Source organism: Agrobacterium sp. H141 (genome assembly GCF_057158725.1).
Window position 1 is genome coordinate 2340980 of the sequence record NZ_CM169893.1, and the last position, 12866, is coordinate 2353845.

11 protein-coding genes are annotated in these 12866 nt (G+C 58.5%); 7 read left to right on the forward strand and 4 right to left on the reverse strand.

Going from position 1 to position 12866, the window contains the following annotated elements; translation table 11 throughout:
- The first annotated feature begins 56 nt into the window (after positions 1–56).
- From uvrB to ACWPM9_RS10700, 4 genes are all read left to right on the forward strand, one after another.
- A complete protein-coding gene (gene uvrB, locus ACWPM9_RS10685) occupies positions 57–3089 on the forward strand; it encodes an excinuclease ABC subunit UvrB (RefSeq protein ID WP_484755096.1) in 3033 nt (1010 codons plus the stop codon).
- A 642-nt stretch (positions 3090–3731) separates the two neighbouring features.
- On the forward strand, positions 3732–4556 hold the full coding sequence (locus ACWPM9_RS10690; RefSeq protein WP_484755097.1) for a phosphoribosyltransferase-like protein: 825 nt from the start codon (positions 3732–3734) through the stop codon (positions 4554–4556).
- A complete protein-coding gene (locus tag ACWPM9_RS10695) occupies positions 4556–4921 on the forward strand; it encodes a hypothetical protein (RefSeq protein ID WP_484755098.1) in 366 nt (121 codons plus the stop codon). Before ACWPM9_RS10690 ends, ACWPM9_RS10695 begins: the two co-directional genes overlap by 1 nt.
- 232 nt (positions 4922–5153) lie before the next feature.
- Positions 5154–6170: a reverse transcriptase family protein gene (locus tag ACWPM9_RS10700; protein ID WP_484755099.1), complete on the forward strand. Its 1017-nt coding sequence runs from the start codon at positions 5154–5156 to the stop codon at positions 6168–6170.
- A 980-nt stretch (positions 6171–7150) separates the two neighbouring features.
- Here the strand turns inward: ACWPM9_RS10700 and ACWPM9_RS10705 are convergent.
- Positions 7151–7618 carry a heme-degrading domain-containing protein gene (locus ACWPM9_RS10705; protein ID WP_484755100.1) on the reverse strand — a complete coding sequence of 156 codons (468 nt, stop codon included), beginning with the start codon at positions 7616–7618 and terminating at the stop codon, positions 7151–7153.
- Positions 7619–7855: 237 nt separating this feature from the next.
- Here ACWPM9_RS10705 and ACWPM9_RS10710 point away from each other — a divergent pair, with 237 nt between their 5' ends.
- Complete coding sequence (locus ACWPM9_RS10710) at positions 7856–8077, forward strand: hypothetical protein (protein WP_428186660.1); 222 nt, start codon at positions 7856–7858, stop codon at positions 8075–8077.
- A 39-nt stretch (positions 8078–8116) separates the two neighbouring features.
- Here the strand turns inward: ACWPM9_RS10710 and ACWPM9_RS10715 are convergent, their stop codons facing one another.
- Positions 8117–8716: a J domain-containing protein gene (locus ACWPM9_RS10715; RefSeq protein ID WP_428186659.1), complete on the reverse strand. Its 600-nt coding sequence runs from the start codon at positions 8714–8716 to the stop codon at positions 8117–8119.
- A 327-nt stretch (positions 8717–9043) separates the two neighbouring features.
- Here ACWPM9_RS10715 and ACWPM9_RS10720 point away from each other — a divergent pair, with 327 nt between their 5' ends.
- A complete protein-coding gene (locus ACWPM9_RS10720; RefSeq protein ID WP_484755101.1) occupies positions 9044–10099 on the forward strand; it encodes a hypothetical protein in 1056 nt (351 codons plus the stop codon).
- 33 nt (positions 10100–10132) lie between these two features.
- Here the strand turns inward: ACWPM9_RS10720 and ACWPM9_RS10725 are convergent, their stop codons facing one another.
- Together ACWPM9_RS10725 and dusA are read right to left on the reverse strand one after the other, a co-directional pair.
- A complete protein-coding gene (locus ACWPM9_RS10725; RefSeq protein WP_484755102.1) occupies positions 10133–10480 on the reverse strand; it encodes a helix-turn-helix domain-containing protein in 348 nt (115 codons plus the stop codon).
- 145 nt (positions 10481–10625) lie between these two features.
- On the reverse strand, positions 10626–11594 hold the full coding sequence (gene dusA, locus ACWPM9_RS10730; RefSeq protein ID WP_484755103.1) for a tRNA dihydrouridine(20/20a) synthase DusA: 969 nt from the start codon (positions 11592–11594) through the stop codon (positions 10626–10628).
- Positions 11595–11774: 180 nt separating this feature from the next.
- Here dusA and ACWPM9_RS10735 point away from each other — a divergent pair, with 180 nt between their 5' ends.
- The gene (locus ACWPM9_RS10735; RefSeq protein ID WP_484755104.1) at positions 11775–12848 is read left to right on the forward strand and encodes a tyrosine-type recombinase/integrase; all 1074 of its coding nucleotides are present in this window, start codon (positions 11775–11777) and stop codon (positions 12846–12848) included.
- Positions 12849–12866 lie beyond the last annotated feature (18 nt).

Consider the following 12866-nt stretch of genomic DNA (forward strand, 5'->3'; position numbering starts at 1 on the left):
CGATTTTCGCGGCCCGCCCCCTTTCCTTTCCGGAGGGGCTTCTCCATATTCCTCCCATGGCAAGATCAGCGAAAAAATCCGATCCGAAACAGCAGGGCGATGCGTCCGCAAGCGCAGCGCACGGCTTCGAGGAAGCCCCGCAATCCGCATTCGAAGGCGCGCCCGCAGGCGGCAGCGTCTCCGACTGGGTGAAGCAGCTCGAGGCCGAAGCCGAGTCGTCCACGGTGGAAACGCAGCGCGAGGTGGCCTCCAAGGCCGGCAAGCACCGCAAGAAGGTCGAGAATGCCGCGCGCAAGCATTCCGAAACCGTCAGCCTCAACAAGAACACCACCGCCAGCCGCTCCGCGCGCGGCACCTCCATGGGCGCATCCTCCGATCCGAAGACGCGGGCGGCCGCCGGCCTCAATCCGGTCGCGGGCATGGATGTAAGCCTGGAGGAGGCGCAGACGCTGGCCCCCGGGGCCGTCACCGCTACGGTCGAGGCCCTGTCCTCGCTGATCGAAAGCGGCAATCCGCTGTTTAAGGACGGCAAGATCTGGACCCCGCACCGCCCGGCCCGGCCCGACAAGTCCGAGGGCGGCATCAAGATCCGCATGGCCTCCGACTACGAACCGGCCGGCGACCAGCCGACCGCGATCAAGGATCTGGTCGAGGGTATCTCCAATGACGACCGCACCCAGGTCCTGCTCGGCGTCACCGGCTCGGGCAAGACCTTCACCATGGCCAAGGTGATCGAGGCGACCCAGCGCCCCGCCGTCATCCTCGCGCCCAATAAAACCCTGGCGGCCCAGCTCTATTCCGAGTTCAAGAACTTCTTCCCCGACAATGCGGTGGAATATTTCGTCTCCTATTACGACTACTACCAGCCGGAAGCCTATGTGCCGCGCTCGGATACCTTCATCGAGAAGGAGAGCTCGATCAACGAACAGATCGACCGCATGCGCCACGCCGCCACCCGCGCCATCCTCGAGCGCGACGACTGCATCATCGTTGCCTCGGTCTCCTGCATCTACGGTATCGGCTCGGTGGAGACCTATACCGCCATGACCTTCCAGATGTCGGTCGGCGACCGGCTCGACCAGCGCCAGCTGATGGCCGATCTGGTGGCCCAGCAATACAAACGCCAGGACATCAATTTCGTGCGCGGCTCGTTTCGCGTGCGCGGCGACACCATCGAGATCTTCCCGGCCCACCTGGAAGATGCCGCCTGGCGCATCTCCATGTTCGGCGACGAGATCGAGAGCATCACCGAATTCGATCCGCTGACCGGCAAGAAGACCGGCGACATGAAGTCGGTGAAAATCTACGCCAATTCCCACTATGTCACGCCGCGGCCGACGCTGAACGGCGCCATCAAGGCGATCAAGGAAGAGCTTAAGATCCGTCTGGCCGAGCTGGAAAAGGGCGGACGGCTGCTCGAAGCCCAGCGGCTGGAACAGCGCACCCGCTACGATATCGAGATGATGGAGGCAACCGGTGCCTGCGCCGGCATCGAAAACTATTCGCGTTACTTGACCGGCCGCGCCCCCGGCGAGCCGCCGCCGACCTTGTTCGAATACATCCCCGACAACGCCCTGCTCTTCATCGACGAGAGCCATGTCTCCGTCTCCCAGATCGGCGGCATGTATCGCGGCGACTTCAGGCGTAAGGCAACGCTTGCCGAATACGGCTTCCGCCTGCCGTCCTGCATGGACAACCGACCCTTGCGCTTCGAGGAATGGGACGCCATGCGCCCGCAGACGGTTGCCGTCTCGGCCACGCCCGGCAGCTGGGAGCTGGAAGAATCCGGCGGCGTCTTTGCCGAACAGGTGATCCGCCCGACCGGCCTCATCGACCCGCCGGTCGAGGTGCGCGCCGCCAAGACCCAGGTCGACGACGTGCTGGGCGAAATCCGCGACACCGCGGCCAAGGGCTACCGCACGCTGTGCACCGTGCTGACCAAGCGCATGGCCGAAGACTTGACCGAATATCTGCATGAACAGGGCGTGCGCGTCCGCTACATGCATTCCGACATCGACACGCTGGAGCGCATCGAGATCATCCGCGATCTCAGGCTCGGCGCCTTCGACGTGCTGGTCGGCATCAACTTGCTGCGCGAGGGTCTCGACATTCCCGAATGCGGTTTCGTTGCCATTCTCGATGCCGACAAGGAAGGGTTTCTGCGCTCGGAAACCTCGCTGGTGCAGACCATCGGCCGTGCGGCGCGTAATGTCGACGGCAAGGTCATCCTCTATGCCGACAAGATCACCGGCTCCATGCAGCGCGCCATGGACGAGACCGCACGCCGGCGCGAAAAGCAGATGGCCTTCAACACCGAACACGGCATCACGCCGGAATCGGTCAAGGCCCGCATTTCCGACATTCTCGATTCGGTCTACGAGCGCGACCATGTCCGCGCCGACATTTCCGGGGCCAGCGGGGCCAAGGGCTTTGCCGATGGCGGCCATCTGGTCGGCAACAATCTGCAGACCCATCTCAACGCGCTGGAAAAGGACATGCGCGACGCCGCAGCCGATCTCGACTTCGAAAAGGCCGCGCGCCTGCGCGACGAGATCAAGCGCCTCAAGGCCGCCGAACTGGCCGCCATGGACGACCCCATGGCCAGGCAGGAGGCCAAGGCAGTGGAGAGCGGTGGAGGAAGCCGCAAGGCCGCCGCAAGCCCAACGAACGCCCTCCCCCCTGTGGGGAAGGTTGGCGAGGGGTCTGTCGACCAACCCCGCATCTCCCTGTCCGGCCGCTCCAAGACCGGCAAGCCGCAGGCCTCGTCCTCCTATTTCGCCAAGCCCTCACTCGACGATATGGGACCGGGCACCGACATGGCCAAACCCGCCGGCAAAAGCCTGTTTCGAAAAAACGATCTCGACGAAATGACCGTCGGCCGCACCGAAAAGCCGGTCACCGGCAAGGTCCCCGACAAGCCGGCAGGCACAACCAGCGCCCTCCCCGCTGCGGGCAGGGTTGGCGAGGGGCAGCCCGACGACCCGCGCCCGCTGGTGCGCGGCAAGGTGGGCACGGGCTCCTATGAGGACGAGGGCGACGCCAGACGGCAGAAGCGCAGCAAAGGCAAGACCGGCCGGCCGGGACGGTGAGCCCCACGCGATACCGCCTCTCCCCTCGTGGGAGAGGTTACAAAATCAAGGTCTTGGCGCAGCCAGGTCTTGGATTTTGTCGGTCAGGGGGCAGGTCACGCCCGCCTCACATCCCCCTCACCTGCGATTTCTAGCACTTGGCTGCGCCAAGACGCAGAAATCGCTTCCTCTCCCACAAGGGGAGAGGTGAGCGCCATCCACGTCACCATCCCCTCCTCTCCCCTTGTGGGAGAGGATAGTTCGCCCCAAGAGGCAAAGCCGATTGGCATGGCGAACTTGGTGAGGGGGTAAAGCGTGCGTCTGTCAGCCGCGCCTTGACGATGCAGCCTCTTCGCTCGGCGCACTCTGCGGCGGCTGGCGCATCATAACGGATCGCTGGCGCTGCGCGGCGCGACCGGCTTTGTACTGGCGGAGATTGTATGGTGTGTCTATCTGGATGCGGTGAGGTGTGGCCGAATAAATCCACTACGCTTGAAAACAGGTCTCATTGCAGTGACGCAGAAAGACATCGCTTCTAACCGAACTCATCGGTTAGCAAACTTATCCCATATTGACCGATTCCTCTCTTCCTATGACATCGAAGTATTGACTTTTGGATCCAGCACAGAAAAATCGGGTGGTATTGTAAGAGGGTAAGCAGACATGGCACTTGAAGGAAAGGCGTTAGAAGCCTTTGTTTTCAAAAAATATTTTGTGAACGAAATTTTGTCTGACTACGATGTCGGTATTAGGAGCCTGATTTCAGCTTGCGACACTAAAGAAAAACTCAATCTTGTCGAACACATAATCGACAACTTGCGAATATTATCCGACAAACAATTTGGGTTTGCAGTACAATCGATCGTCGGAATAATAACCGATGATTTAACCGATCAGAACAAGGTTGCAATTGTCGCAACTGCATTTGATCCAGACTCTGACAGTTCTCAGCATCTTCTATACAAATTGAAGCCATTTTTGCGCGACCACAAGAACATTGACTTATATTCCTACATGCCTAAGTTCGTATCGAAAATCGCTGAATATGATGCTGCATTCATAATAGATGACTTTTCCGGAACAGGTAAAACAATAATTCAGCGCTATGGCGTCGTTAAAAAAAGAGCCGAAGAGCTTGGACATGAGATTCGGTGTGAATGTATATTAGTCGGAGCGATGGAGAACGCCATCACCAATATTCAGAAGGCCGACATTAAAATTCATGTCGTAGAGGCCTTCAAAGCTGGCATTTCTGGTTATTTTGTTGACGAAGAGTTGGCGCTGATGACGAAAACTATGACAGCTTTGGAGGCGGAACTCATGCCCAAAGTCGACGATGTAGAACTGCCAAGTTTTGGCTACGGCAAAGCAGAAGCCATGTTTTCGCTGCACAGAAGCAATGCACCGAACTCAAATTTTCCCGTGCTTTGGTGGCCCCAGACACGCCAAGGCGCAAAACGAGACACCATTCTTGTGAGAAATCAGTAATGATCGAGCTCTCGACGGCTGAGACAACCATACTTCGCGTTCTGATGACGAATAATTCTCCGATATTTTCAGGATCGATAACGACAAAACTTGGAATATCGATTCGCGATTTAATTGCTACGGTAAAGTCTCTGGAGGCTGATGGCTTCGTATCAGTCGAAGGAGCTAATGTAGCCATTACCAGACTAGGACGAAAATGGGCGTTGGAAAATCAATCAAAGTTCCGCGCCACTCAGGATAGCGATATCAACGAAGTTCCCGATCGCTTCCACCGTCAACCATTGAAGGCCTTCGCCCCATACCTACCTCGAATTTCACAGCTTGATGCTGATTTTTTCGCTTTACACACTTCCAAGGATCATTAGGCTAGCGAGTCAAGAACGCCCATTGCTAGCGTTAGGAAGTGAAATCGCTTCTGTGTGTAAGGCAGACATAAGCCAGCTCAACGCACCTCATTTCGCGTCTCGCGAAATTCGGTGCGTTGCTGGACTTACGTCCTAGTAAGTGCCCGAAAAATCTTGAACAAGATTTTCGTTCACTCACTGCTGCGTTGTAAACAACGAATAATTTCAGTAGCAATGGGCGCTCTTGAACTCCATGAATAATGAACAAGAATGGAAATATTACTTTTCCGACTGCGGTGTTTCCGAAGATATTTCGGGAGCATATCTTAGTTTTGTGCGGAAATGCATTCAAGCGGGCGTTCCACCGGTATTCGAATCCACACATCTAAGCCAACTCGTAGGTATCGAAGAACATTCAATTTTTTCGATGGCGCACGCTCCACATTCCTTCTACCGAACATTTCGGATTAAGAAGCGCAGTGGTGGGTTAAGAGAAATATCAACACCTTACCCTTCGCTACGCACCGTGCAAAATTGGATTAAGTCAGAAGTTCTGGACCAAGTATCAATTCACAACACTGCAGTTGGTTTCCGAAAAAATAGAGACATATTATATAACGCAAACGTGCACTGCCGAAGGAAATCTCTCTTAAAAATAGACATTAAAGACTTTTTCCCGAGCATTAAGATTGGTCGGGTCTTCTCGATATTTTCAGATCTTGGGTACCCAAGAAATTTGAGCTTGTTGTTCGCTAAACTTTGCACGTTGCATGATTGCCTTGCACAGGGCGCAATAACTAGTCCATCAATTAGCAATATCATAATGCGTCCATTTGATGAATGTATGTTCAAATACGCCAAGAAACACGGACTAAGATACACGAGATACGCAGATGACATCGCTGTATCTGGAAACAATATAACTCCAAATGTTGCCCATTTCTTCACCAGATCGATAGAAAATTTCGGATTCTCCATTAACGAGCGAAAATATATACTTCTTGGCGAACATGATAAAAAAATAGTGACGGGTTTAGATATTACCTCTGGGAAACCGCGCGTCACGCGGGAGTTCAGAAGGGACCTGGCCCGAGATATTTTTTTTGTTTGGTCCGCTGGGCTTGAGACACATGTCTCGCGACGTAAAATCTTCAATCCTTTCTACCTAGAACATCTTGCAGGTCGTCTAGAGTTCATTCGACACGTTGAACCGGACAATCCCCACCTTGCTAAGTTGACAGAGCGTTTAAGAGCTGCCCGTTCGCGCTGACTCATGCCGTTGGCTCAGCGCTCACCTCAGGGCTTATTAACAATCAGTTGGCGGACACGAGACCGATTGACGCCAGAGTCGAAAACTTGGGCTATTGGCGCCTCGTTGACGCCATAGTTTCACGACCTCACTCAGAATTCACCTGCGCGAACTCCCCCCAACAAACCAAAACCCACTCCCCATTCTCATCCCCACCCCAAAACCCGTGCGACGCCCTCTCCGCCCCGCCCTCGGATACACTGGCAGGCTTGCCAGCGCGATGGGGCCAGCGCTCGGGATTGGGGGAAGACGCATGCCCCGGTCTGCGAGGGTCCAGGGCGTCAGCGATCATGGTGCCCCCCCCCTAAAAACCCACGGGTTTTTACCCCCAACCCGTTGGACGTTTCTGCCCGATTTACCAATGATTTCAACGCAGCCACCCCTAATTTTTCCACACCCGTAAAACCCGTGCGATAATGGCTCCGTTCCGCCATCGGATACACTGACAGGCGTGTCAGCGAGGCGGGGCCGGCGCTCGGGATCGGGGGAAGACGCATGTCCCGGTCTGCGAGGGTCCAGGGCGTGAGGGCCACGGCGGCGGGTGCAACACCGTCGTCCTTTAAAATCCGGCGGGCGACCGACAATCGCGAAAAGTCGCCGGACGAGGCATCGGGTGGAGCCGGTGTCAGCCCGCACCGAAGATGCCCGGGACAAAAACCGCCGAACGGGGCGCCGAAAGGTGCCATTTATAATGTTCTATCGAGGCAGCTTCCGGCGCCCCGTCCGCCTCTCAAGCGAGAGGCCAGAACAGCAGACCATCCACCGGAGGGTTTTCGCCCGGCCGGCCGTTCGCCGTCGCCGGTCAACCGCACTCGCAAACGGGACTGGCAAACAGGACTGACAAACAGGACTGGCAAACAGAAGTGGCAAACAGGAGGAGCAAACAGATGTGTCTGGCAGCGCGGCGCGACAGCAGTCTCGATCTTCCCCCGCCTGGCGTGTCAGCCGAGCATGCTTTCCAGCACGGCGACGATCATGGCGTGGTCCTCGGCGCTGGCCAGACCCGAAACGGTGATGGCGGCAACGACGCCCACGCCCCTCACCCGCACCGGGAAACTGCCGCCGTGATCGGCATAGTCGATCGGGTCGAGGCCGATCCCGGGGCCGAGGCTGCGGTCCTTGCGGGCGTTTTCCAGGCCGACGGCATAGGAGGAGCGGTGGAAATGGAAGACCACATTGGATTTGCGCCGCGCCCACAGATCGTTGGCGGGGGCGGCACCGGCCAGGGCTGCGTGAAAGAGGGTGCGGTCGGGCGTGCGGATGTCGATCACCACGGGGGCCTTGGCCCTGCGGGCGGCATCGACCAGTCGGCAGCCGATCTCGAAGGCGGCGGCCTCGTCGAAGCCGTCGAAGACCAGCCTTGCCTCGTCGGCGGCCACCTTGCGTTCCAGGTCGGTTGCTTGCGTCATGATCTCGTCTCTCCCGCGCCGATCGGTTGTCGGCCGCATCCTAGACCGGACCGGCGCCTTGGCGAAGAGGCTTTGTCGGGCGCCAGACAGTGTGATCGGCGCTTGCGGCGATCTCGTGTGCAAAATAGTGGGAGAGGCGTAATTTTCCATTCACCTTATCGCGGCAAAAGAACAAGCTGCAAGGGCTGCCTGAGGCGAATCGAAAGCGCGGGCGGCAAGGTCAAACGGGAGACATGCATGGCACTGATCGGTTTCAAGAACACCCACAACCAGGATGTTTACATCAATCCGGATCAAGTGCTTTACATCACCACCTTCGAGGAAGGCGTGTCGATCATCACCTTTGCCGTGGCCGGTGCCGGCGGCAAGCCGGCCGCCATTTATGTGCGCGGCAGTGTCGAGCTGGTGCGCGCGCGCATGGAAGGCAAGGTCAAGCCGAAATCGGCAAGCGAGGCCTGAGGCGAAAGCCCGGCGCCCGGCTCGGTCCGGCCAACCGCCCTACTCCGCCGCCTTGGCCTCGTCGGCGGCATCCAGTTCGTAGGAATAGCCCTGCAGCATGGTATAGGCCTGCTCGATCACCTCGATCTGGGTCTCGGCCTGCTTGATGGCATCGGAAATGGATTGCGAGCGGGCGCGCAGCATCGAGCCCAGCACATCGGTTTCCGGCTTGCGGCCCAGGCGGTCCATGTGCTTGCGCACCCGGGCCCGGTGGCGTTCCAGTTCCAGAATGTGGAAGCGGCTTTTCAGGATGTCGTCCGACAGCTTGCGGCGCATGGCAGCCACCGGATCGAAGCTGCCGGGTTCGCGCTCGTCGAGAATGAAGTCGTTGACCAGCGTCTCGATCATCATCAGGCCCTTGAGGTCCTTGGGATCGGCCAGCTGCGGATCGTAACCGGTGTCGTCATAGACGCGGCGGCGCACCGGATCCTTGAGCAGGTCGAAGGCCGTCTGCAGGCGCGCAAACTGTTCGGCATCGCCACCCGAATCGGGATGGGCCGTCTTGGCCGCCTTGCGATAGGCCGATTTGATCGCCTGTTCATTGGCGTCGCGCTCGATGCCGAGCATTTCGTAAGGGTCGATCACGCCGTTTTCCGTCATTCGTCAGTCCGTCCTGCAGCCCGCCCCAGACCTACCGCCCGGCGCCCTTCGCTTCAAGACGCCAAAGCGGTTTTCACCGACCAATCGCGTCCGCTCATTCACTCGGCCACGCACGGGGCGAAAATAAGATGCTCCCGGTCTGCGGTACCCGGCCGGGCGGCATGGACATAGGCACTGGCATGAGCATCGGCATGGGCATGCCGCTTGCGCAGCCTGCACGGGATTTGCGCGTAACGCATGCGAAAGCACCCCATGGTTGCAGTCCAGGCGCGGTACACTTTTATCGAGGCGCAACCTCAACGGAGCAAACACACAGGGAGAACCGACATGACCGCATCGCCAGCGAAACCCATGGACTACCGTGTCAGTGCACGCCACATCGCCAGGTGCCGGGGGCGTCGACCGCCGTTCCTGTTCGTCAACATGACCGCCAACCTGCCCGAGAATTTCCAGGAGATCGTGGCCATTGACGACATCGACTATCTGAGCCAGGCGGTCGCCTTGACGGCGCTGTTCAACGACGCCATCGACACGGTGTCTGGCCGCTTCGACCAGGGCAAGGCGCGCACTCTGATCGCCAATTACAACGCCGCCCTTCCCATCACGGACAAGCGCTATCAGATCGGCATTTTCAACGTCTACCAGTCGACGCTCAGCCAGACCAATGCGCTGGTCTCGGGCATGATCAGCCGCATTGTCGAGGTGCTCAAGCAGGCGGTGGGCGTTGCCCTCGGCACGGCAACGGTCGAACAGATGACCGGGGCGATCACCGACGCCTTCACCGATCTGGAGACGCAATCGGGCGATGCCTGGATCTTCTGGGAAAAGAAGACCGGCAACAAGACAACCTACAGCTACGCCATCCTGTTTGCCATCCAGGATGCCTCGACGGGGAAGATGATGTTCGCCTTGCCGATGTCGATGGAAATCGAGGTCAACCAGGAGTATGAACGCGTGCTGTTCATCACCGTCTCCGACCGGGAAACCTATTCGGTCAAGCTGGACGCCATGAAGGTCGGGCAGATCCTGTTCCCCAAATCGCCGGGCAGCAACAGTCTGCGCCACGCGCTCGCGGCGCAGACCGGGGCCACGCCCGACGACAGTTCCGACGACGGGCCGATGGTCGATCTCACGCCGGTCACCAATGTCATCGTCAGCAACTGGGCACGCAGCACAACCTTCGCCACGGCCGCCAAGGGGCAATATTCGAAGGACGGCACACTGGTTCAGCTCTGGGCCGAGGCCCCCGACATCCAGAACGCGGTGCATGAAGAGAACCGCTATGTGCTGTGCTATCAGCGCAACGGACGGCAGGAGACCATGCCGATGATCCTGAACTCCATCCTGCCGGACGAGGGAGCGCTGTGGTTCGTCTCCCAGTAGGCCGATCGCTGCCGGCATTCATGCCATGGCGGCCTAGTGCCGGCAGCGATCCAGCTGGGCCTGAACGGTCTCTGCAACGCTGGTCAGAACGTCGATGATGGGCGGCGGCAATCGCGTCGCCGCCTCGGACAGTTTGTCTTCGGACCTGGCGGGCATTGGATCGACATGCAAATCCATACGACCGCGGCCCAGAAGCAACCAGTCGGCCGAAATATCCAGCATCAGACAGACCCGGACCGCATTGCCCACCGTCCAGCCGCGCCCCCGGCGCCAGCGACTGATCTGGCTGGCATCGACGCCGATGCGCGCCGCGAATGCCATCTGCTTGGACGCACCGCGGCTGGCGAGCGCCATTTGAAACCGTTCCCCGATCGTGCTCATGTGCCAATTGCTCCCTCACTTGTGCAGATACAGCGGTCGGGAACATGCCAATCTGGCCGCCAGTCCACTGCATAGCACGAGCCATGGGCGCGGGACGCCGCTCCCTTGCGGGCGTGAAGACCGGCACCGACACACCGCGCAAACCCTATTCGGCAGCGACCTGCAGCTTCGGCCCTGCCGCAATATCGACGGCTGCAAAGGCGCGGGCGATCAGTTCCGGCGAAGCATCGGGCCTGGTGCTGTCATTGGAGAGGATCTGGCGAAAGCGGCGGGCGCCGGCATAGCCCTGGAACAGGCCGACCATATGCTTGGTCACATGATGCAGCCGTCCGCCGCCGGCCATCACGCTTTCGCCATAGGCCATCATGGTGTCGCACAAGAGATCCCAGTCGGGTTCCTCCGGGGTCTTGCCGTAGAATGCTGAATCCACGCCGGTCAGCAGCGTGGCGTTGTGGTAGGCCGCCCTGCCGACCATCACGCCATCCATCACCGCCAGATGTCGGGCCGCCTCGTCCAGCGTCGTTATGCCGCCGTTGATGCCGACAAAGACATCCGGGTTCGCGCGCTTCATGGCATGGACCAGATCGTAATCGAGTGGCGGAATCTCGCGGTTTTCCTTGGGGCTCAACCCCTTCAGCCAGGCCTTGCGGGCATGGATCCAGATCGCATCGGCGCCGGCGGAAATCACGCGGGCGAGGAAATCCGGCAGCACCGTTTGCGGGTCCTGGTCGTCAACGCCAATGCGACATTTGACCGTGACCGGCACGTCCGACACCGCCTTCATGGCCTCCACACAGGCCGCCACCACATCCGGCGTCTGCATCAGACAGGCGCCGAATGTGCCCGACTGCACCCGGTCGGAGGGGCAGCCGACATTCAGGTTGATCTCGTCATAGCCGTAATCGGCGGCAATCCGCACCGCCTCGGTGAGCTTGGCCGGATCGGAGCCACCCAGTTGCAAGGCCACCGGACGTTCTTCCGGCGAAAAGGACAACAGTCTCTCGCGCGGCCCATGGATGATCGCATCCGCCACCACCATTTCGGTATAGAGCAGCGCATGCGCCGACAACTGCCGATGGAAAAACCGGCAATTCCGGTCCGTCCAATCGATCATCGGCGCCACGGCAAAAACGGGAGCTTTGAAATAATTGACATTTTGTTGTGTTGCAGACACTTATGGCACTTTCTTCATCGTCTCATTTACGCTCATACCGCGCTATCTCCGCCGATTCTGGTACTAGACTTGGTACAATGTAACAATTATCGTTTTTCATGTACCAACTGAGGCACGGTTATGGGCACTATCACCGCACGCAAGCGCAAGGACGGCAGTATCGGCTACATGGCACGAGTGCGGGTTGTGCGGGATGGTGAAGCCTATCACGAGACCGAGACCTTTGACAGACGTCCGGCGGCGGCGGCCTGGATTTCAAAGCGCGAGCGGGAGCTTTCGAAACCAGGGGCAGTCATCACATCAAAAAACTCTGATCCGACGACGCTGGGCAAAGTCATTGATCGCTACACCGAGGAAACCGTCAAAGGGGTTGGTCGAACCAAAGCGCAGGTCTTGAAAGCCATCAAGAACTACGACATCGCCAATATGCCCTGCTCTTCGATCAAATCGAAGGACATCGTTGAATTCCTACAGTCACTCACGGCAAAGCCACAAACCGTCGGGAATTACGCCAGCCATCTCGGTGCAATCTTCGCGATCGCGCGGCCGATGTGGGGCTATCGGCTCGACGAGCAGGAAATGAAGGACGCTGTCAAGGTTGCCCGCCGGATGGGTATCATAACCCGGTCAGCGCAACGCGATCGGCGACCGACTTTGGATGAGCTCGATCGCCTGATCGGCCATTTCATTGAACGGCGGAAGAAAGCCCCCCAGTCAATGCCAATGCACAAAGTCATCGCTTTCGCGCTATTTTCGACCCGCCGCCAGGAAGAAATTACGCGGATCCGATGGAAGGATTTCCAGAGAGAGCACAAACGCGCCCTTGTTCGCGATATGAAGCATCCTGGAGAAAAGATAGGCAATCATACCTGGGTGGATCTTCCCGACCAGGCGATCCAGATCATCGGCAGCATGCCAAAGAACAAGTCAGACATCTTCCCCTACTCCACCGACGCCATTTCCGCGAATTTCACGCGAGCCTGCAAGTTGTTGGACATCGACGATCTGCGCTTCCATGACCTGCGTCACGAGGGCATTTCACGGTTGTTTGAGATGGGTTGGAGTATCCCCCATGTAGCTGCAGTCAGCGGGCACCGTTCATGGATCAGCCTCAAGCGTTATACGCACATTCGCGAGACGGGCGACAAATATGCGGGCTGGCACGGCCTTCAGTTGGTCATGGACACCAAATAGGTAGCGTCTGCCTACTGT

Excerpts from the sequence above, each read along its gene's own strand:
- uvrB (WP_484755096.1), top strand. The coding sequence starts at position 57 with ATGGCAAGATCAGCGAAAAAATCCGATCCGAAACAGCAGGGCGATGCG.
- ACWPM9_RS10690 (WP_484755097.1), top strand. The coding sequence starts at position 3,732 with ATGGCACTTGAAGGAAAGGCGTTAGAAGCCTTTGTTTTCAAAAAATAT.
- ACWPM9_RS10695 (WP_484755098.1), top strand. The coding sequence starts at position 4,556 with ATGATCGAGCTCTCGACGGCTGAGACAACCATACTTCGCGTTCTGATG.
- ACWPM9_RS10700 (WP_484755099.1), top strand. The coding sequence starts at position 5,154 with ATGAATAATGAACAAGAATGGAAATATTACTTTTCCGACTGCGGTGTT.
- ACWPM9_RS10705 (WP_484755100.1), bottom strand. The coding sequence starts at position 7,618 with ATGACGCAAGCAACCGACCTGGAACGCAAGGTGGCCGCCGACGAGGCA.
- ACWPM9_RS10710 (WP_428186660.1), top strand. The coding sequence starts at position 7,856 with ATGGCACTGATCGGTTTCAAGAACACCCACAACCAGGATGTTTACATC.
- ACWPM9_RS10715 (WP_428186659.1), bottom strand. The coding sequence starts at position 8,716 with ATGACGGAAAACGGCGTGATCGACCCTTACGAAATGCTCGGCATCGAG.
- ACWPM9_RS10720 (WP_484755101.1), top strand. The coding sequence starts at position 9,044 with ATGACCGCATCGCCAGCGAAACCCATGGACTACCGTGTCAGTGCACGC.
- ACWPM9_RS10725 (WP_484755102.1), bottom strand. The coding sequence starts at position 10,480 with ATGAGCACGATCGGGGAACGGTTTCAAATGGCGCTCGCCAGCCGCGGT.
- dusA (WP_484755103.1), bottom strand. The coding sequence starts at position 11,594 with ATGATCGATTGGACGGACCGGAATTGCCGGTTTTTCCATCGGCAGTTG.
- ACWPM9_RS10735 (WP_484755104.1), top strand. The coding sequence starts at position 11,775 with ATGGGCACTATCACCGCACGCAAGCGCAAGGACGGCAGTATCGGCTAC.